Here is a 19,128-nt window from a genome sequence, read left to right on the forward strand (position 1 = left end):
ACAGGCCAGGCCGCGAACCGGCACAACCGACCCAACTTACCCGTTGACCGGGGCAGTTGAAACTCGCCACGCAGTGGCCTGGACCTTGACGCGGAGCTGTGCCTACCGGTTTGCTGTGCGTGATCATCCATCGGTAAACCACCGACCGCCCCAACCGAAGCCCGCGTCCTGGAGGGAAGCCAGCGGATGTCCCCGCCTCCGCCGCCTCTCGGCCGTTCCCGCAAGCGGGACGCCCAGCTCTTCGACCCGGCCCTCTGCGATGCCGAACTCGTCGACGTACGCGCGCGGTTCACCCAGGGCCGGTGGTCCAGCGCCCGCGCACTCCTCGCCGCCACCGGCGACGACTGGGACCGCCGCGGCCACCGCCTCGTCGTCCTCGCCCAGACCCCGGCCGCCACCGCCTGGGCCGGCGAATGGCTGCTCGCAGAACCCGAGAGCGCCGACGCCGTCACCCTCCACGCCTGCGCCGCGGTCTTCGCCGCCCTGCGCCGCAAGGGCACCCCCGAGGCCGCCGAGGAAGCCTGCCGCCGCGCCGCAACGCTGCTCCCCGCCGACCCCACCCCCTGGCTCGGCCTGCTCATGCTCAGCCGCGCCTACGGCAACGAAGAAGAGTTCACCCGGCACTTCGACCAGGTCCGGGCCCGCCACCGCGAGCACCACCACGCCCACCACCTCATGGTCGCCCGGCTCGCCGAACGCACCCCCGGCGCCGGCCACGACCCCCTGCACGAGGTCTACGACTTCGCCGCCTGGGCCGCCGAGGAGTCCCCCGCCGACTCCCCGCTCGCCGTCCTCCCGGTCATCGCCCACGCCGAGCGCTACCGCGTCCTCGCCACCCAGCACGGCCATACGTTCGACAGCGCCACCCAGCACTGGTCCGGCCGCCGTGCCCGCCAAGTGCTGCGCTCCGCCTTCGACTGGTGGCTCGAATGGGAGCGGGAGGACCACCCCCGCAACCGGGTCGACCTCAACTTCCTCGCCCACGCCAAGCTCTGCGAGGGCCGCCCCGCCGAGGCCGCCGCCCTCTTCCACCGGATCGGGCGGCACGCCACCCACGCCCCCTGGTCCTACCCCGACCTCGACCCACACAAGGCCTTCCTCGCCGCGCGCACTGCCGCGCTCGGCTCCGCCTGAACTTCTCGACCCCCGAAAGGACCACCCGCCATGGCGACGGGCAGATCCACCACGCTCAACCCCGCGGACGAGATCCGGACCTACAAGGGCCAGGACCGGGCCCTGCGCGCCGACCGCCTCGGGACCGCCGGCCTGCTGCTCTCCGTACTCGCGGCCAGCGCCCCCCTGATGGTGGTGGCCGGTGTGATGCCCACCACCTTCGGCGTCATGGGCATCGTCGGCCAGCCGCTGCTGTTCGTCATCCTCGGCATCGTCCTCGCGCTGTTCGGCATCGGCTACGCCGAGATGAGCCGGCACGTCCACAACGCCGGCGCCCTCTACGCCTACATCGCCCGGGGTCTGGGCCCCACCGCCGGAGTCGGCGCCTCCCTGGTCGCGCTGGTCGCCTACAGCGCCATGCAGGTCGGCGTCTACGGCATCCTCGGCTTCGAGATCTCCGGGCTGTTCGCCACCTACCTCGAGGTCGAGCTCGCCTGGTGGATACCCGCCCTGCTCGCCGTCGCCGCCACCGGCGCCCTCGGCTGGCTCAAGATCGACCTCAATGCCCGGGTGCTCGGCGTCCTGCTCCTCATCGAGTGCGCCCTCGTCGTCGTCTTCGACATCGCCGCCCTCGCCGAGCCCGGCAAGGAAGGCCTCTCGCTGCACGCCTTCAACCCGGAGACACTCTCCGGCGCCGGCCTCGGCACCGCCCTCTGCTTCTGCATCGCCGCCTTCGTCGGCTTCGAGCAGTCCCCGGTCTACGCCGAGGAGACCAGCAAGCCGCACATCGTCGTCTCCCGCGTGATGTTCCTCGCCATCGGCTTCGTCGCGGCCTTCTTCGCCTTCAGCGCCTGGGCCCTCACCGTCGCCACCGGCCCCTCCGAGGTCGTCAAGACCTCCGCCGACACCGGTCCCGGCCTGCTCTTCTTCCTCACCGAGGCCCGCCTCGGCGGCACCTTCACCGACGTCCTGCACATCCTCTTCGTCACCGGCATGTTCGCGGCCATGCTCAGCTTCCACAACGTGGTCGCCCGCTACGCCTTCGCCATGGGCCGCGAGGGCCTGCTCCCGGCCGCCTTCGGCCGCACCAACGCCGGCACCGGCGCCCCCGGCACCGGCTCCCTCCTCCAGACCGGCGTGGCCACCCTCGTGGTCCTCGCCTTCGCCCTCACCGACGACAAGCCGACCGGCGACCCCACCGCGCCCGTCCTGCACCTCTTCACCTGGATGGGCAGCGTCGGCGCCCTCGGCGTGACCCTCCTGATGGCCGCCGCCTCCTTCGCCGTGATCGCCTTCTTCGTCCGGCGCGGCACCGCCGGCGCCCAGATCTGGCGGCTCACCGCGGCCGGCACCGCCGGCGTCGCCCTCCTCGGCATCGCCGGCTACACCGTCAAGGACTTCGGCGTCCTGGTCGGCGCCGGAGAGGGCTCGGCGCTCAGCTGGGTCCTGCCCGGCATCATCGGCGCCGCCGTCCTCATCGGCCTCGGCTACGGCCTGCTCCTGCGCGCCCGGCGGCCCGACACCCACGCCCGCATCGGCCTCGGCAACGAGGCCTTCCGCCTCGACCAGGCGGCGGAGGCCGCGCCCCGCGACTGACCTTGGTACCAGGCCCCACGGAAGCCCCCGGCAACCCTTTCGAAGGGTGTCGGGGGCTTCCGCATGCGAAGGCCGGTTTTGGCACCCACCCGCGCCCGTGGTCTCCTGGTGCGACCAAAAACACCGGAAGGCGGCACAGGGGACACCACCCAGCTCCCCTGCGCGGCACTCCGGCCTGCCTGTCCCACCCACGAAGGCGAAGTCCCCTATGACCGACCGCACCCTTACCAAGGCTGCAGCCGCGGAGCCCGCCGCCCGCCACGTCGACGCCGGCGACGAGGGCTACAGCAAGGACCTGAAGTCCCGCCACATCAACATGATCGCGATCGGCGGGGCGATAGGCACCGGCCTGTTCCTCGGTGCCGGAGGCCGCCTCGCCGGAGCCGGCCCCTCCCTCGCGATCGCCTACGCCGTGTGCGGCATCTTCGCCTTCTTCGTGGTCCGGGCCCTGGGTGAGCTCGTCCTCTACCGTCCGTCCTCCGGGGCCTTCGTCTCCTACGCCCGCGAGTTCATGGGCGAGAAGGGCGCCTACACGGCCGGCTGGCTGTACTTCCTGAACTGGTCCACCACCACCGTCGCGGACATCACCGCCGCCGCGACCTACGCCCACTTCTGGGCCATGTTCAGCGACGTCCCGCAGTGGATCCTGGCGCTGATCGCGCTCGCCGTGGTGCTGGCCGCCAACCTGATCTCGGTGAAGTACTTCGGCGAGATGGAGTTCTGGTTCTCGATCGTCAAGGTCGCCGCCCTGACGATCTTCATGCTCGTCGGCATCTACCTGGTGGCGACCAGCCACAAGATCGGCGACCACACTCCGGGTCTGTCGACCATCACCGACAACGGCGGCCTCTTCCCGGCCGGCATGCTGCCCATGCTCCTGGTGATCCAGGGCGTGGTCTTCGCGTACGCCTCCGTCGAGCTCTGCGGCGTCGCCGCCGGCGAGACCGAGAACCCCGAGAAGATCATGCCCAAGGCCATCAACTCGATCATGTGGCGGGTCGGCATCTTCTACGTCGGCTCGGTCGTCCTCCTCGCCCTGCTCCTGCCCTACACCGCGTACTCGTCCAAGCAGAGCCCGTTCGTCACGGTCTTCGAGCAGCTGGGCATCCCCGGCGCCGCCGGCATCATGAACCTGGTGGTCCTGACCGCGGCCCTGTCCTCCCTGAACTCGGGCCTGTACTCCACGGGCCGCATCCTGCGTTCCATGGCCATGTCCGGTTCCGCGCCGAAGTTCACCGCCCGCATGAACAAGGGCAAGGTCCCCTACGGCGGCGTCCTGTTCACGGCCGCCTTCGGCATCGCAGGCGTGGCCCTCAACAAGTTCATGCCCGGCGAGGCCTTCGAGATCGTCCTCAACCTCGCCTCCCTCGGCATCCTGGGCACCTGGGGCATGGTCATGCTCTGCTCGCTCTTCTTCTGGCGCCGCGCCAAGGCCGGTCTGGTCGAGCGGCCCGCCTACCGGCTGCCCTGGGCCCCGTACACCCAGATCGTGACCCTGGTCTTCCTGGCCAGCGTCCTGGTGCTGATGTGGTGCGACGGCGGCGTCGGCCGCTGGACGGTCTGTCTCGTCCCGCTGATCGGCGCGGCCCTGGTCGTCGGCTGGTACTGCATCCGCAACCGCGTGGCCCGCATCGCGGCCGCCGCCCGTGACTGACCGCCCGCGGCAGTCCGTCCGCGACTGACCGTCCGGCACCCGCCGGGGGCCCGCCCGGGGCCCCCGGCGTTCCGTTTCCCCACGGCACGGAACCGGCCACGGCGCAGCACGACGACGGCAGCACAACGAAGAAGGACCCCGCCGAAGCGGGGTCCTTCTTTCTGGTGTCCGAGGGGGGACTTGAACCCCCACGCCCGATAAAGGGCACTAGCACCTCAAGCTAGCGCGTCTGCCATTCCGCCACCCGGACAAGGTGTCTGTCTCGCGTCCCTCGCGGGCCGTTCCGACGAAGAGAACATTACCAGGGATTCGGCGTGCCTCGATCACCTGCTCGTCCGCTGCGATCGGAGGAGAACCCCCTTGGGGACGGGCACCCGGAGCGGGAGGATGTGGGGGGTACATCCGATCAGTGGGAGGAAGCAGCGTGAGCGAGTCGAGCGCGGGCAGGACCGTATCCGGCGAGGACGAGGTCGTCGACCTCTGCCGGGACCTCATCCGGATCGACACCAGCAACTACGGCGACCACTCGGGCCCGGGGGAGCGCAAGGCAGCCGAATGGGTGGCCGAGAAGCTTGCCGAGGTGGGTCTGGAGCCGCAGATCTTCGAATCGCACAAGGGCCGCGCCTCGACGGTGGCCCGCATCGAGGGCGAGGACCCCTCGCGGCCGGCCCTGCTCATCCACGGCCACACCGACGTGGTCCCCGCCAATGCGGCCGACTGGACGTACGACCCGTTCGCCGGCGAGATCGCCGACGGCTGCGTGTGGGGCCGGGGCGCGGTCGACATGAAGGACATGGACGCGATGACCCTGGCGGTCGTACGCGACCGGCTGCGCAGCGGCCGCAAGCCGCCCCGGGACATCGTGCTGGCCTTCCTGGCGGACGAGGAGGCCGGCGGCATCTACGGTGCCCGCCATCTGGTCGACAAGCACCCGGGCCTCTTCGAGGGGGTCACCGAGGCGATCGGCGAGGTCGGCGGCTTCTCCTTCACGGTCAACGAGAACCTGCGGCTCTACCTGATCGAGACCGCGCAGAAGGGCATGCACTGGATGCGGCTCACCGTGGACGGCACGGCCGGCCACGGCTCCATGACCAACAACGACAACGCGATCACCGAACTGTGCGAGGCGGTGGGCCGGCTGGGCCGCCACCAGTTCCCGGTGCGCGTCACCAAGACCGTACGGTCCTTCCTGGACGAGCTCTCGGACGCGCTCGGCACCCCGCTCGACCCGGAGGACATGGACGCCACGCTGGCCAAGCTGGGCGGTATCGCGAAGATCATCGGGGCGACGCTGCGGAACACCGCCCAGCCGACCATGCTGGGTGCCGGCTACAAGGTCAACGTGATCCCCGGCCAGGCCGTGGCTCACGTGGACGGACGCTTCCTGCCCGGCTACGAGGACGAGTTCCTCGCCGACCTCGACCGGATCCTCGGACCCCGGGTCAAGCGGGAGGACGTGCACGGCGACAAGGCGCTGGAGACGGAGTTCGACGGCCGTCTGGTCGATGCCATGCAGGGCGCCCTGAAGGCCGAGGACCCGATCGCGCGGGCGGTGCCGTACATGCTCTCGGGCGGCACGGACGCCAAGTCCTTCGACGACCTCGGCATCCGCTGCTTCGGCTTCGCGCCGCTGCAGCTGCCGCCCGAGCTGGACTTCGCCGGGATGTTCCACGGGGTGGACGAGCGGGTGCCGGTGGACGGGCTGAAGTTCGGGGTCCGGGTGCTCGACCGGTTCATCGACAACTGCTGATCGGCCGGACGACGCACGGGATTCGAGAAGGTGTGCGCACCTCACTGGGAAGAGTGAATGCGCTCATACGCTCGTAGCCCTGGTGGGACCTCCTCGTTACAGGTGGTGCGGTCCGCGGCTGGGACCGCATTGTCTACTAGGAGGAACAATGATCAAGAAGGTTGTCGCCGCTGCGGCTGCCACCGGTGGCCTGGTTCTCGCGGGTGCGGGCCTGGCCGTCGCCGACGCCGGCGCGCAGGGCGCGGCTATCGGCTCCCCAGGTGTCCTGTCCGGCAACGTCGTCCAGGTCCCGATCCACATCCCGGTCAACGTGTGCGGCAACACGATCTCGGTGATCGGCCTGCTGAACCCCGCCTTCGGCAACGTCTGCGTCAACAACTGACCTGACGTCGGACGTACCGGGCCCCGGAGCGCATGCCAGCGCTCCGGGGCCGCCGGGTTTTCATCCAAGGAACAGCAGGGGGACGAGTGCACAAGCGACAGGCCGCAGCCGGCCGGAAGACCCTGATCACCATGGCGGCCGCCGGTGGGATGATCGCGCTGGGCGGGGGTTACGCACACGCGGACGCCGGCGCGACGGGCCGGGCCGCGAACTCCCCGGGCATCCTGTCCGGGAATTCCGTCCAGGCTCCGGTGCACGCGCCGGTGAACGCCTGCGGCAACACGGTCACGGTGGTGGGGGGTCTGAACCCGGCGTTCGGCAACCACTGCGCGAACGGCCAGACGAAGCCGAACCCGAAGCCGAACCCGGAGCCGCGGCCGGGTAAGCCGGGTAAGCCGGGCAAGCCGGGTCACCCCGGCCCGGAACACCCCGGTCACCCGGGCGGGCCCGGCCACCCCGGCGGGCCCGGCCATCCGGGCGGACCGGACGAGCCGTGCGAGCCGGGCGGCCCCGGCAACCCGGGTAACCCTGGGAACCCGGGTAACCCTGGGAACCCGGGTAACCCTGGGAACCCGGGTAACCCTGGGAACCCTGGGAACCCGGGTAACCCCGGTAACCCGGGCAACCCCGGTAACCCGGGAGGCCCTGGTACGCCGGGCAACCCGGGCAACCCCGGGGGTCCGGGCACGCCTGGTAACCCCGGTGGTCCGGGCAACCCCGGCAACCCGGGAGGCCCGGGTACGCCCGGCAACCCGGGCAACCCCGGGGGACCCGGTACGCCCGGCAACCCCGGTGGTCCCGGCAACCCGGGCAACCCCGGTCATCCGGGAGGGCCCGGTACGCCGGGCAACCCGGGCCATCCCGGTGGCCCGGGCGCTCCCGGAAGCCCCGGTACGCCCGGGGGCGGGGTGAACACCCCAGGGCCGCAGGGCGGTGGGCTGGCGGAGACCGGGGCCGGCGGGGCGCTCAGCGCCGGCGTGCCGATCGCCGGCGGGCTGCTGCTGGCCGGAGCCGTGCTCTACCGGCGAGCCCGCAGCTCCGTCTGACGGCCTCGCCTTCGGCGGCGGGCCACGATGCGGGCCCCGGAGCGATCCGGGGCCCGCATCACCATGTGGCGCGGACCTGACGGATGATCCGCCGGCGCAGCCGCACCCTGCGGCTGCCGTCCCGGCGCAGCGTCAGCCGGTCCAATTCCCAGTTCCCGTACTCGGCATGATCGGTCAGCAGCCGCGTCGCCTCCTTGCGGGAGACGCCTCGCGGCACGTACACGTCGACAAATTCGTATTCCGGCATCGCATCTATTGTGCGGGCAGCACCCTGCTACGGATAGCGTCTGCACTATGTCTGATGCCGCTCTGCCCACCGTTGCCGAGGTACGCGCCGCCGCCGAGGCGGTCAAAGCCGCGCTGGACCGTCACCTTGCGGCGGTCGAGCGCAGGTCCGGGGACGATGACCCGGACGTCTACATCGCGTTCAACGAACTCGCCGCGGCAGCCGAGGAGTACGACGAGCTGCTCTACGAGCGGTACGACGAGGTGACCCCCTTCGAGATCCCGGCCAGTGAGGACGGAGTCCCGTACGCCGGGCCCGCCGAGCCGGCCGCCTTCAGCGTGCTCATCCGCCGCGACTACGCCGTGGCCGAACCGCAGCGCCTGGTCGCCCAGGCGGAGCGCGTCGCGGCGCACGACCGGGACTCCGATCTCGTCGACGGCGCCGGGACCGCCGAGGCGCTCGGTGTGCTCTTCGGCGAGTACGAGCCGGACGAGATCGCCTCCCGCTACAAGGAGTTCGGCCTGGAGGAGGGTGATTCCACGCTCTGGATCACGGCCGGCGGGGAGGCACCGGAGCCGGGCGAGTGGCTCAGCGCCCCCTTCGACCACGCGGATCCGGAGCACGTGCTCCACCGGTTCGACGTCAGTTCCGTCTTCGACGACGAGGACGAGGACGAAGAGGCGGAGCTCGAACCGCACCGCTAGAGCCTGCCGGGCGCGGGAACCCGTACCGGCGGCCGGGGTCATCCCCGGCCCCCGGACGGGGACGTCACGCCGCGGGAGCCGCCGAGGCCACCAGCGTGCGCAGCAGTCCGGTCAGCCGGGTCGTGCGCGGCTTCGGCGGGATCTCGGCCACCGCCTTGGGCAGCGCCTGGTCCACGCCGTGCACCACGGACAGGTGCCGTTCCGCCCGCCCGAAGGCCGTGTACACCCAGTCCCGGGACAGCGCGTCCGCCGCATCGCCCGGCAGCACCACGACCACGGCCGGCCAGCGGGCGCCGACCGCCTGGTGCGCGGTGACCGCCCAGCCGTGCCGGACCTCGGTCTCCACCCGCTCCTTCGGTACGACGATCCGCCCGCGGCCGGCTCCCGGATCCAGGTGCAGCCCCTCGGCGTCGGCCGACAGCACCCGGGCGGGAACGGCCCGGCCGGGGGAGGGGACGTGGACGACCCGGTCGCCGGGGTCGAAGCCGCCGAACCGGCCGGGGCCGGGGTTCAGCCGCTCCTTCAGGGCCGCGTTGAGGGCCCTGGTCCCGGCGGAGCCGGCATGCCCGGGGGTGATCACCTGGACGCCGTCCGGCTGGATGCCGAATGCCCGGGGCACGGACTCGGCGACCAGCTGCACTGTCCGGTGCACGGCCTCGCCGGCGTCCCGGACCGGCACGATCACGACCTCCTTGCCGGGGGCCTCGACCTGGTTCAGCTCACCGATGCCGATGCCGGAGACCAGCTCGCCGAGCGGGCCGGGGTCGGGGGTCCGGGAAACCAGCTGCGGACAGGCGCGGGCGGCGAGGAGATCCCCGAACACCCGGCCCGGGCCGGCGGATCCGAGCACGCCGGGGTCGCCGGACAGCACCAGCCGGGCACCGTCCGGCACCGACTCGACCAGCGCGGCCCCGCTCTCCACGTCCAGCTGGGGCGCGTCCAGCACGATCAGCAGGTCCAGCTCCCACTGGCCGTCCGCGTCCCGGGCCGGGCCCTCGGCGCCGGTGAGCAGGCCGGCGACGGTCACCGTCCCGGGGGCCGGGGTGTGGGCCGGGGTGTGGGTGGCCGCCCAGGCGCGGAGCCCGAGTTCGCGGGCGGCGGCCAGCAGGGCGAGCGGTTCCGCGCGGGCGGCCTCGCCGCCGGTGTGGGTGACCAGGCCGTGTGCGGCGGCCGCGCGGATCAGCTCCGCGGCGGAGGGGGTGGGCGCGGAGGCGGCGGCCGCCTGCCAGGCGTCCGTGGTGGCGGTCCCCGGGGCGAAGGTGTTGATCAGCCGGGCCAGGCCGTCCGCCAGGCTCTCCTCGGCCAGGGCGCAGCCCTCCAGGCCCACCAGGATCCGGACCGGCTGCTCCTCGCCCTCCGGGACGGGCTCGCCGACCGGCTCCTGGAACACCAGCACCGTGCCGTCGGCGATGGCCGCCTCCAGGGCGGCGTCCGGGTCGGGGACCGTGTACTGGGCCAGGGCGGAGCGCAGCACGGTCGCGTCCAGCACGGTGTGGCCCTTGAGGGCGGCCTGCGCCAGCAGCCAGCCCACCAGGGCGGTGGTGCGGCGCTCGTCGGCGGGGCCGCAGTCGGCGCCCAGCAGGGCCCGGGCGAAGCCGTCGGCCTGGGACGGGCGGACGCCGGGGACGGCGAGCAGCTGCCAGGGGTCCTCGGTGAGCCGCTCCGCCGCGGTCTCGCCGAGCAGTTCGGCGGCCCGGGCGGCGAGCGCCTCGGGGGCGCCGGCGCGGGCGAGGAGGGTGCGGACGGCGGTGACGGCGTCGGCGGTGGGGCTGGGGGCGGTCGGGGGCTGGGCGGGTGCCGGGCGGGGGGTCGGGGGCGGGGTCGGGGTCGGGGTTTTGCGGGGGGTGGTCGGGGCGGCGTCGTCGAAGTAGGCGGGGGAGGGCTTTTCGCCGCTCTCCACGGCGCGTACGGCGGCCAGGAGGTCGGCGGCCTTGCCGCTGAGCTTGGCGCCCGCCTCGATGGGGGCGGTGCGTTCCGCCTTGCGGCGGGCGATGCGTTCGCGCTCGATCTTCTGCGCGGCGAGCTCGGCCTCGGCCTCACTCACCCCGGCCGCGGCCGGCCCCTCCGCCGCCTCGGCCTGCGGGGTCTCCGCCCCCGCCTGCTGGGGTTCCGCCCCCGGCTCCTCGGTCTCGGCTTCGCCGGGCGCGGCGGTGTCCTCGGCCCCGTCTTCGTCCGGCGCGAGCGGGGTTTCGTGGCCTGCGGCGCTTTCCCCCACCCCGCCCCTTCCCGAAACCGTGGGCTCCGCCCCCGGCCCCCCGTCCCGGGGCTCCGCCCCGGCCCCAGCCCCGCCGGCTTCGCCGGGGGCAGCCTCGTCCTGCCGGTCCGCGGGTGCTGCCCCGGCCCCCGGCCCGTCGGCTTCGCCGGGTGCAGTCTCGTGTTGCCGGTCGGCGGGTGCGGGGCGTTCCGCCCCCGGCCCCCCGTCCCGGGGCTCCGCCCCGGCCCCCGGCCCGTCGGCTTCGCCGGGGGCAGCCTCGTCCTGCCGGTCGGCGGGTGCTGCCCCGGCCTCCGGCCCGCCGGCTTCGCCGGGCGCCTCGTCCTGCTGGTCCGCGGGCTCCGCCTCGGCCCCCGCACCGCCGGCTTCGCCGGGCGCAGCCTCGTCCTGCGGGTTCGCGGGCGCTGCCCCGTTCCCCGGCTCGCCGGCTTCGGCGGGGGACGGGGTGGGGGGTTCGGGGGTCCGGTGCGGGGTCACAGCGTGCTCCAGTCCTGGTCGGGGTAGCGGTGCACCGGGGCCGAAACGTCGTCCAGTGCCTGGCGGATCTCCTCCGGAAGGGTAAGGGGCTCCACCGACAAAGCCTCGCTGAGCTGCGCCGATGTCCGGGCGCCGACGATCGGCGCGGCCACTCCCGGGCGGTCCCGGACCCATGCCAGGGCCACCTGGAGCGGCGTCACGGCCAGCCCGTGTGCCGCCGTCACCACCGCGTCCACGATCCGGCCCGCCGGCTCGTCCAGGTACGGCTCGACGAACGCCGCCAGGGTCTCCGACGCGCCCCTCGAGTCGGCCGGCACCCCAGCCCGGTACTTCCCGGTGAGGACGCCCCGCCCCAGCGGGGAGGCGGGCAGGATGCCGACGCCCAGGTCCACCGCGGCCGGCAGGACCTCCCGCTCCACGCCCCGCTGGAGGAGGGAGTACTCCATCTGGGTCGAGGCGAGCCGGGTCCGGCCCGCCCCCGGCGCCGCCAGCTGCCAGGTCGCCGCCTTGGCCAGCTGCCAGCCGGAGAACCCCGCCACCCCCGCGTACCGGGCCCGGCCGCTGCTCACCGCCAGGTCGAGCGCCTGCAGGGTCTCCTCCAGCGGGGTCCCCGGGTCGAAGGCGTGGACCTGCCACAGGTCCACGTAGTCCGTGCCCAGCCGGGCCAGCGAGTCGTCCAGCGCGGCCAGCAGGTGGCCGCGCGAGGCGTCGGTACGGCGGTCGGGGTCCCGGACCGAACCGGACTTGGTGGCGATCACCAGGTCCTGGCGCGGGACCAGCCCGCCGACCAGCTGCCCCAGGAGGTATTCCGCCTCCCCGCCCCCGTACACGTCGGCGGTGTCGACGAGCGTGCCGCCGGCCCCCCAGAAGGCCTTCAGCTGGTCGGCGGCCGCCTGGTCGTCGGTATCCCGTCCCCAGGTCAGCGTGCCGAGGCCGATCCGGGACACTCGCAGGCCGGTGCGGCCGAGATGCCTCTGCTCCATGACCGCTGAGACTACTGGGGCACTGACGGACGGGACCCCGGCGCGCTACAGTCCCCGCAGACCTACGTTACTGATCGGTAAATGGCACACCGTAAGGGGACGAACATGCGGCTCGGCATCAATCTCGGCTACTGGGGTGCGGGCATGGACGCCGACAACCTCGCCGTCGCCCGGGAGGCGGACCGCCTCGGCTACGACGTCTGCTGGGCCGCCGAAGCCTACGGCTCGGACGCGCCGACCGTCCTGGCCTGGGTCGCCGCCCAGACCGAGCGGATCGACGTCGGGTCCGCGATCATGCAGATCCCGGCCCGCCAGCCCGCCATGACCGCGATGACGGCCGCGACCCTGGACTCGCTCTCCGGCGGCCGGTTCCGGCTCGGCCTCGGCGTCTCCGGCCCGCAGGTCTCCGAGGGCTGGTACGGCATCAGGTTCGACAAGCCGCTCGCGCGGACCCGCGAGTACGTGGAGATCGTCCGCAAGGCGATGAGCCGCGAGCGGCTGACCCACGAGGGCGAGCACTGGACCCTGCCCCTGCCCGGCGGCCCCGGCAAGCCGATCAAGCTGACCGTGCACCCCCAGCGCGAGCACATCCCGCTCTACATCGCGGCGATCGGGCCGAAGAACCTGGAGCAGACCGGCGAGATCGCCGACGGCGCGCTGCTGATCTTCCCGGCTGCCGAGCACCTGGAGGAGACGGCCCTGCGGCACATCCGGGCGGGCCGCGAGAAGGCCGGGCTGACCATGGACGGGTTCGACGTCTGCCCGACCGTGCCGCTCGCCCTCGGTGACGACGTCACCGGGCTGGCGGACATGTTCCGGCCGTACACCGCGCTGTACGTCGGCGGCATGGGCAGCCGGAAGCAGAACTTCTACAACCAGCTCGCCCAGCGCATGGGCTACGAGAAGGAGGCCGCCGAGATCCAGGACAAGTACCTGGCCGGCGACAAGGAGGGCGCGGCCGCCGCCGTCCCGCATTCCCTGATCGACTCGACCACCCTGCTGGGCTCGGTCGAGCGGATCGCCGACGGGATGCGCGCCTACGCGGAAGCCGGGGTCACCACCCTCACGCTGGCCCCGGCCGGGTTCACCCTCGACGAGCGGCTGGCCGCGCTGCGGGCCGGCACCGAAGCCATGGAGCGGGCCGGCCTGGCGTAACCGGCCGGGGCGCGCCGCCGGACGGAGTCCGGCGCAGCCGCCCGAAGCCGGGGAGGCCCCCTGGGGGCCGAGCCGTGCAAGCGCGGCGTGCAACGCAGACGTACGGGCCGGACTGGCGTGATCCGCCGGGCCTCAGCCGGGCTCTGCGGCCGTGGTGGGGGCTCGGGGGTCTTCCCCGCCACGGCCGTCTGCCCCATCAACGCGCGGCCCGCCCCCGGGGTTACGCCCCCGCGCCCACCCCTTCGCGTCCTTCGTTCGGCCGAATGGTGGGACGTACCGGCTTGCCCGCCCGCCGGATCGGGACTTGAGTGAGTTCCCAGGGGGTGCCCGCGCCCGGAGGTGGACCGTGCTCTCAGCCCGCAGCCTGTTCCAGGAGATCGTCGACAACGACGAATCCTTCCAGCTGTTCTGCTCCATCGCCGCCAGCGGGGAGGCCCAGGGAGGCTGGGAGAACGCCCGGATCGCGGCGCTGGTGCCGGACGGCATGCGCGAGATGACCCCCAAGATCGCCCGGCACGGCGCCGACGAGGACAAGCACGGCCGGATCTTCAACGCGCTGCTGCGCAAACGCGGGCTGCCGCCGGTCCCGGTGCCGCCCGAGACCGACTACACCATGCTCCTGGAGCAGCGCGGCATCGGCCTCGCCCACACCAAGCTGCGCGACGACCGGCCGCTGACCGAGCAGGACATCGTCGTCTACCTCTCGCACAGCCGGGTCACCGAACAACGCGCCGCCGACCAGATGGAGATGCTGGTCAAGACCTTCGGCGAGCACCCCGAACTCGGCAAGGCCATCCGCATGATCAGCCACGACGAGGACAACCACCTCGCCTACTGCCACGAGGAGTTGCTGCGGCTGGCCGGGCAAGGCCACGGCCGCACCATCCAGCGGGTGCTGCGGGAGAGCGCGCTCACCGAGATCGGCATCTACCGGGACGTGAGCCTGGCCGTCATGGACCACATGGGCCGCATCCTGAAGTGGCCGAAGCCGAAGGCCGCCGCCCTGGCCGCCGGCATCCGCGGCACCTACGCGTACGAACGGTTCAGCGGCTGGCACCGGATGGTCGGCCTGCGGACGCCGGAGCGGCTCGACGCACTGGGCGGCCCGGTCACCACCGCCCCCGAATTCGCCTGAGCCGGAGCCCGCCCGGGCGACCCCGTAGGGGGCGTGGCACTACAGCCAGCCGCGCCGCTTGAACAGGCGGTGCAGGCCGAAGCAGGTCGCCACCATCACCACCACGACCGTCGGGTATCCCCAGACCCACCCGAGCTCCGGCATGTGGTCGAAGTTCATGCCGTAGATGCCCGCGACCATCGTCGGGACGGCCGCCATCGCCGCCCACGCCGAGATCTTCCGCATGTCGTCGTTCTGCCGGACGCCCATCTGCGCCAGATGCGCGGCCAGCGCGTCCGACAGCAGCCGGTCCAGGCCCTCGATGTACTCGTTGGCCTTGGTCAGGTGGTCGGCGACATCGCGGAAGAACGGCCGCGAGTGGTCGTCGACGTACGGCACGCTGCCGAAGGCCAGCCGGTTCATCGGCGCGAGCAGCGGGCTGGTCGCCCGGCGGAACTCCAGCACCTGGCGCTTGAAGCCGTAGATCCGCGCCGCAGTGTTCTTCGCGTCCGCCGGATTCGGCGCGAACACGTCCGCCTCCAGCTCCTCCAGATCGGCCTGGAGCTCCGCCGCCACCTCCATGTAGTGGTCCACCACCGCGTCGCTGACCGCGTACAGCACCGCCGTCGGACCGTGCCGGAGCACCTGCGGCTCCTGCTCCAGCCGCTTGCGCACGGCGGCCAGCGCGCCGCCCTCGCCGTGCCGGACGGTCACCACGAAGGAGTCGCCGACGAACACCATCAGCTCGCCCGTGGTCACCGTGTCCGCGTCGTCGTCGTACTGCACCGGCTTGAGCACCACGAACAGCGAGTCGTCGTACACCTCCAGCTTCGGGCGCTGGTGCGCGGTCAGCGCGTCCTCGACGGCGAGGGCATGCAGGCCGAACTCCTGGCTCACATGATCGAACTCCTTCTCCGTGGGCTCGTACATGCCCACCCACAGGAAGGCGTCACCGGTCGCCCGCGCCTCGTCCAGGGCATCGGAGAAATCCTCCGGCCCTCGGGTCCGCCGGCCGTCACGGTAAATCGCACAGTCCACAATCACGCGGGGCATTCTTCCCTGCCCGGCCCGCCCCCGCACACCGGGCACACCCCCTACCCTTGGCCGCATGGCCACGCTGATCCTCGTACGACACGGGCGGTCCACCGCCAACACCGCAGGACTGCTCGCCGGGTGGACCCCCGGAGTGACCCTCGACGAGCGGGGCGCGGCCCAGGCCGTCGCACTTCCCGGACGCCTCGCCGGGCTGCCGCTGGCGGCCGTCGTGAGCAGCCCGCTGGAGCGCTGCCGGCAGACCCTGGAGCCGCTGCTCGCCGCCCGCCCCGGGCTCGAACTGCACATCGACGACCGGATCGGCGAATGCCACTACGGCGACTGGTCCGGCCGCAAACTCTCCGAGCTCGCCGACGAACCCCTGATGAAGGTCGTCCAGCAGCACCCGTCCGCGGCCGCCTTCCCCGGCGGCGAGTCCATGCGGGCCATGCAGGCCCGCGCCGTGGACGCGGTACGCGACTGGAACGCCAGGGTCGCCGCGGACCACGGCGAGGACGCCGTCTACCTGATGTGCTCCCACGGCGACATCATCAAGTCCCTTGTCGCCGACGCCCTCGGCATGCACCTCGACCTGTTCCAGCGCCTCCACGTCGACCCCTGCTCGGTCACCGCGATCCGCTACACCCCCACCCGGCCCTTCCTGCTCCGGCTCGGCGACACCGGGGACTTCGCCTCCCTCGCCCCGCGCGAGAGCAACGCGGACAAAGCCGTCGAAGAAGGCGGGAACGCGGTCGTGGGGGGCGGTGCGGGCGCCGGGTGATCCAACGGCGCAGTAGGGTGGACTGACCGACCGCGTACGCAGACTGCCCCTGCCGGTGGCCCCGCCCCTGGCCCGGCGCTGAGACTTGGAGACTGGACGTGCCCCGTCAGGTGTTCCTCTACGACCCGCCGGACCGCTTCGTTGCCGGTACGGTCGGGCTGCCTGGACGCCGTACGTTCTTCCTGCAGGCCTCCTCCGGTCCCCGCGTCACCAGCGTCTCCCTCGAGAAGACCCAGGTCGCCGCACTGGCCGAGCGGATGGACGAACTCCTCGACGAGGTCGTACGGCGCACCGGGGGCAACGCCCCCGTCCCGGCCGTCGCCCCCGCCGAGGCCACCGACACCGCCCCGCTGGACGTCCCGGTGGACGAGGAGTTCCGCGTCGGCACCATGGCCCTGGCCTGGGACGGCGAGGAACAGCGCATGATCGTCGAGGCGCAGGCCCTGGTCGAGCTGGACGCCGACTCCGAGGAGGACCTCGCCGAGGCCGAGGAGCGGCTGCTCCAGGACGAGGAGAACGGCCCGCCGATGCTCCGGGTCCGGCTCACCGGTGCGCAGGCCCGCGCCTTCGCCAAGCGGGCCCTGGACGTGGTCAACGCCGGCCGGCCGCCGTGCCCGCTGTGCAGCCTGCCCCTGGACCCGGAAGGGCATGTGTGTCCGCGCCAGAACGGGTACCGGCGCCAGGTGTGACCGCCGTGACCTCGATCGAGGAGCTGCTCACCCGAGGTGAGCTCACCGTCCGCGGCCGGATCGCCGAGGCCTCCAACGCCGTCCTGCTGTGCACGGTCCGGCACGACGGAGCCACCGCCGACTGCGTCTACAAGCCGGTCAAGGGCGAGCGGCCGCTGTGGGACTTCCCCGACGGGACCCTCGCCCAGCGCGAGGTGGCCGCCTACCTGGTCTCCGAGGCCACCGGATGGGGGCTGGTCCCGACCACCGTGCTGCGCGACGGCCCGTACGGCGAGGGAATGGTCCAGCACTGGATCGACGGCGCCGAGGAGGAAACCCCCGGAGGCAGCCTCCTCGCCCTCGTCGAGGGCGAGGAACCGGGCGAGGGCTGGAAGCCGGTCGCCTTCGCCGAGATCGGCGGTGGACGCACCGCCCTGCTGGTGCACGCCGACGACGTGCGGCTGCGCCGGCTCGCCGTCCTCGACGCCGTGATCAACAACGCCGACCGGAAGGGCGGCCACCTGCTGCAGGCCCCCGGCGGCCGGCTGTACGGCATCGACCACGGGGTGACCTTCCACGCCGAGGACAAGCTGCGGACCCTGCTGTGGGGCTGGGCGGGGGAGCCGCTCACCGAGGAGGCCCTCACCGTGCTCGGCTCCCTCGCCGGGCAGCTCGCCGAGGGCGCCCCGCTCGCCACCCGACTGGGCGAACTGATCACCGCCGCCGAGCTGGCCGCCGTACGGGAGCGGGTGGCCGGTCTGCTGCGTACACGGACCCATCCGAGCCCCTCCGGACAGTGGCCGTCGATCCCCTGGCCACCCGTCTGACCTGCGAAGCGGTGCATGCACAGAACCGCGCGGACCACAAGTGTGCCGATCAGGCCAACCCTGTGGATCCGGTTCGTTTCCGGAACATCCGTCCGGTTAGGCTCATGTCATGCATGCCTGGCCCGCTTCTGAGGTTCCCGCCCTGCCCGGCAAGGGCCGCGACCTCCAGATCCACGACACCGCGACCCGCGGGAAGGTCACCCTTTCCCCCGGTCCCGTCGCCCGTATCTACGTCTGCGGCATCACCCCGTACGACGCGACCCACATCGGTCACGCGGCGACCTACAACGCGTTCGACCTCGTACAGCGCGTGTGGCTCGACACCAAGCGGCAGGTCCACTACGTCCAGAACGTCACGGACGTGGACGACCCGCTGCTGGAGCGGGCGCTGCGCGACGGCCACGACTGGACAGAGCTCGCCGAGCGCGAGACCTCGCTCTTCCGCGAGGACATGACCGCCCTGCGGATGCTGCCGCCGCAGCACTACATCGGTGCGGTCGAGGCCATACCGGGCATCGTGCCGCTGGTGGAGCGGCTCCGGGACGCGGGTGCCGCGTACGAGCTGGAGGGCGACGTCTACTTCTCGGTGGAGTCCGACGCCCACTTCGGCTCCGTGTCCGGACTCGACGCCGAGGCGATGCGGCTGCTGTCCGCGGAGCGCGGCGGCGACCCGGAGCGCCCCGGGAAGAAGAACCCCCTCGACCCGATGCTGTGGATGGCCGCGCGTCCGGGCGAGCCGAGCTGGGACGGCGGCTCGCTGGGCCGCGGCCGGCCCGGCTGGCACATCGAATGCGTCGCCATCGCCCTCGACCACCTGGGCATGGGCTTCGACATCCAGGGCGGCGGATCCGACCTGGCGTTCCCGCACCACGAGATGGGCGCGTCGCACGCGCAGGTGCTGACGGGCGAGTACCCGATGGCCCAGGCGTACGTGCACGCGGGCATGGTCGCCCTGCACGGCGAGAAGATGTCGAAGTCCAAGGGCAACCTGGTCTTCGTCTCGGCGCTGCGGCGCGCCGGGGTCGACCCGGCGGCGATCCGCCTCGCGCTGCTGTCGCACCACTACCGGGCGGACTGGGAGTGGACGGATTCCGTCCTCGCGGAGGCGGAGACCCGGCTGGGCCGCTGGCGCGCGGCGGTCTCCCGGCCGGACGGCCTGCCTGCCGACGCCCTCGTCGAGGAGGTCCGCGAGGCCCTGTCGAACGACCTGGACGCCCCTGCGGCGCTCGCGGCCGTCGACCGCTGGGTGGAAGCGCAGCTCGCCTCGGACGGGGACGACGAGTCGGCCCCGGGCCTGGTCTCCCGCACGGTGGCGACGAGCAGATGGCCTACTCGGCCGCCCAGGGCTCGCTGGCCGCCATGGCCCGCGGCGGTGTCACCACCGCGATGGACCACCACTACGTCTTCC

Annotated in this window: 17 protein-coding genes, 1 tRNA gene and 1 pseudogene; 14 read left to right on the forward strand and 5 right to left on the reverse strand. The window is 72.8% G+C overall.

What is annotated here, in order from left to right; genetic code table 11:
* Positions 1–186: 186 nt before the first annotated feature.
* The 3 genes from AB0447_RS24760 to AB0447_RS24770 all read left to right on the forward strand — a co-directional run bounded on the left by AB0447_RS24760 (position 187) and on the right by AB0447_RS24770 (position 4,363).
* Positions 187–1,134 (forward strand): hypothetical protein, encoded by a 948-nt coding sequence (locus AB0447_RS24760; protein ID WP_366478932.1) that lies wholly within the window; start codon positions 187–189, stop codon positions 1,132–1,134.
* Between the two features lie 30 nt (positions 1,135–1,164).
* On the forward strand, positions 1,165–2,709 hold the full coding sequence (locus AB0447_RS24765) for an APC family permease (protein ID WP_366478933.1): 1,545 nt from the start codon (positions 1,165–1,167) through the stop codon (positions 2,707–2,709).
* A gap of 208 nt (positions 2,710–2,917) precedes the next feature.
* Positions 2,918–4,363, forward strand: a complete 1,446-nt coding sequence (locus AB0447_RS24770; RefSeq protein ID WP_366478934.1) for an amino acid permease — start codon at positions 2,918–2,920, stop codon at positions 4,361–4,363.
* 162 nt (positions 4,364–4,525) lie between these two features.
* On the opposite strand, the gene AB0447_RS24775 is transcribed toward AB0447_RS24770, so the two are convergent.
* Positions 4,526–4,613: transfer RNA gene (locus AB0447_RS24775), tRNA-Leu, on the reverse strand.
* A 174-nt stretch (positions 4,614–4,787) separates the two neighbouring features.
* Here AB0447_RS24775 and AB0447_RS24780 point away from each other — a divergent pair.
* From AB0447_RS24780 to AB0447_RS24795, 4 genes and pseudogenes are all read left to right on the forward strand, one after another.
* A complete protein-coding gene (locus AB0447_RS24780) occupies positions 4,788–6,113 on the forward strand; it encodes a M20/M25/M40 family metallo-hydrolase (protein WP_366478936.1) in 1,326 nt (441 codons plus the stop codon).
* 148 nt (positions 6,114–6,261) lie between these two features.
* The gene (gene chpH / locus AB0447_RS24785) at positions 6,262–6,495 is read left to right on the forward strand and encodes a chaplin ChpH (protein ID WP_366478937.1); all 234 of its coding nucleotides are present in this window, start codon (positions 6,262–6,264) and stop codon (positions 6,493–6,495) included.
* A gap of 149 nt (positions 6,496–6,644) precedes the next feature.
* A pseudogene (locus tag AB0447_RS24790) lies at positions 6,645–6,818 on the forward strand (chaplin); the annotation flags it as partial.
* A gap of 585 nt (positions 6,819–7,403) precedes the next feature.
* Positions 7,404–7,541, forward strand: a complete 138-nt coding sequence (locus AB0447_RS24795) for a hypothetical protein (protein WP_366478955.1) — start codon at positions 7,404–7,406, stop codon at positions 7,539–7,541.
* A 58-nt stretch (positions 7,542–7,599) separates the two neighbouring features.
* Here the strand turns inward: AB0447_RS24795 and AB0447_RS24800 are convergent, their stop codons facing one another.
* Positions 7,600–7,788, reverse strand: coding sequence for a DUF5703 family protein (locus tag AB0447_RS24800; RefSeq protein WP_366478938.1), 189 nt, complete (start codon positions 7,786–7,788; stop codon positions 7,600–7,602).
* 47 nt (positions 7,789–7,835) lie between these two features.
* Between AB0447_RS24800 and AB0447_RS24805 the strand changes: the two genes are divergently transcribed.
* Positions 7,836–8,471 (forward strand): hypothetical protein, encoded by a 636-nt coding sequence (locus AB0447_RS24805; RefSeq protein WP_366478939.1) that lies wholly within the window; start codon positions 7,836–7,838, stop codon positions 8,469–8,471.
* Positions 8,472–8,535: 64 nt separating this feature from the next.
* Here AB0447_RS24805 and AB0447_RS24810 read toward each other — a convergent pair whose 3' ends face one another.
* Both AB0447_RS24810 and AB0447_RS24815 read right to left on the reverse strand, forming a co-directional pair.
* Complete coding sequence (locus tag AB0447_RS24810) at positions 8,536–10,686, reverse strand: helix-hairpin-helix domain-containing protein (RefSeq protein WP_366478953.1); 2,151 nt, start codon at positions 10,684–10,686, stop codon at positions 8,536–8,538.
* A 470-nt stretch (positions 10,687–11,156) separates the two neighbouring features.
* Entirely contained in the window at positions 11,157–12,143 is a 987-nt protein-coding gene (locus AB0447_RS24815; protein ID WP_366478940.1) for an aldo/keto reductase, read from the reverse strand.
* 105 nt (positions 12,144–12,248) lie between these two features.
* Between AB0447_RS24815 and AB0447_RS24820 the strand changes: the two genes are divergently transcribed.
* Positions 12,249–13,298 carry an LLM class F420-dependent oxidoreductase gene (locus tag AB0447_RS24820; protein WP_366478954.1) on the forward strand — a complete coding sequence of 350 codons (1,050 nt, stop codon included), beginning with the start codon at positions 12,249–12,251 and terminating at the stop codon, positions 13,296–13,298.
* Between the two features lie 346 nt (positions 13,299–13,644).
* The gene (locus tag AB0447_RS24825; protein WP_366478941.1) at positions 13,645–14,433 is read left to right on the forward strand and encodes a ferritin-like domain-containing protein; all 789 of its coding nucleotides are present in this window, start codon (positions 13,645–13,647) and stop codon (positions 14,431–14,433) included.
* Positions 14,434–14,472: 39 nt separating this feature from the next.
* Here the strand turns inward: AB0447_RS24825 and corA are convergent, their stop codons facing one another.
* A complete protein-coding gene (gene corA / locus AB0447_RS24830) occupies positions 14,473–15,465 on the reverse strand; it encodes a magnesium/cobalt transporter CorA (protein ID WP_366478942.1) in 993 nt (330 codons plus the stop codon).
* 55 nt (positions 15,466–15,520) lie between these two features.
* Here corA and AB0447_RS24835 point away from each other — a divergent pair, with 55 nt between their 5' ends.
* The 4 genes from AB0447_RS24835 to mshC all read left to right on the forward strand — a co-directional run.
* Positions 15,521–16,225, forward strand: coding sequence for a histidine phosphatase family protein (locus tag AB0447_RS24835; protein ID WP_366478943.1), 705 nt, complete (start codon positions 15,521–15,523; stop codon positions 16,223–16,225).
* Between the two features lie 98 nt (positions 16,226–16,323).
* Entirely contained in the window at positions 16,324–16,914 is a 591-nt protein-coding gene (locus AB0447_RS24840) for a DUF3090 domain-containing protein (protein ID WP_366478944.1), read from the forward strand.
* A gap of 5 nt (positions 16,915–16,919) precedes the next feature.
* Positions 16,920–17,720 carry an SCO1664 family protein gene (locus AB0447_RS24845; protein ID WP_366478945.1) on the forward strand — a complete coding sequence of 267 codons (801 nt, stop codon included), beginning with the start codon at positions 16,920–16,922 and terminating at the stop codon, positions 17,718–17,720.
* 109 nt (positions 17,721–17,829) lie between these two features.
* The coding region (gene mshC / locus AB0447_RS24850; protein ID WP_366478946.1) for a cysteine--1-D-myo-inosityl 2-amino-2-deoxy-alpha-D-glucopyranoside ligase at positions 17,830–19,128 on the forward strand (1,299 nt) is incomplete at its 3' end.

The organism is Streptomyces sp. NPDC051211, from assembly GCF_040689505.1.
Taxonomy (GTDB): Bacteria; Actinomycetota; Actinomycetes; order Streptomycetales; family Streptomycetaceae; genus Streptomyces.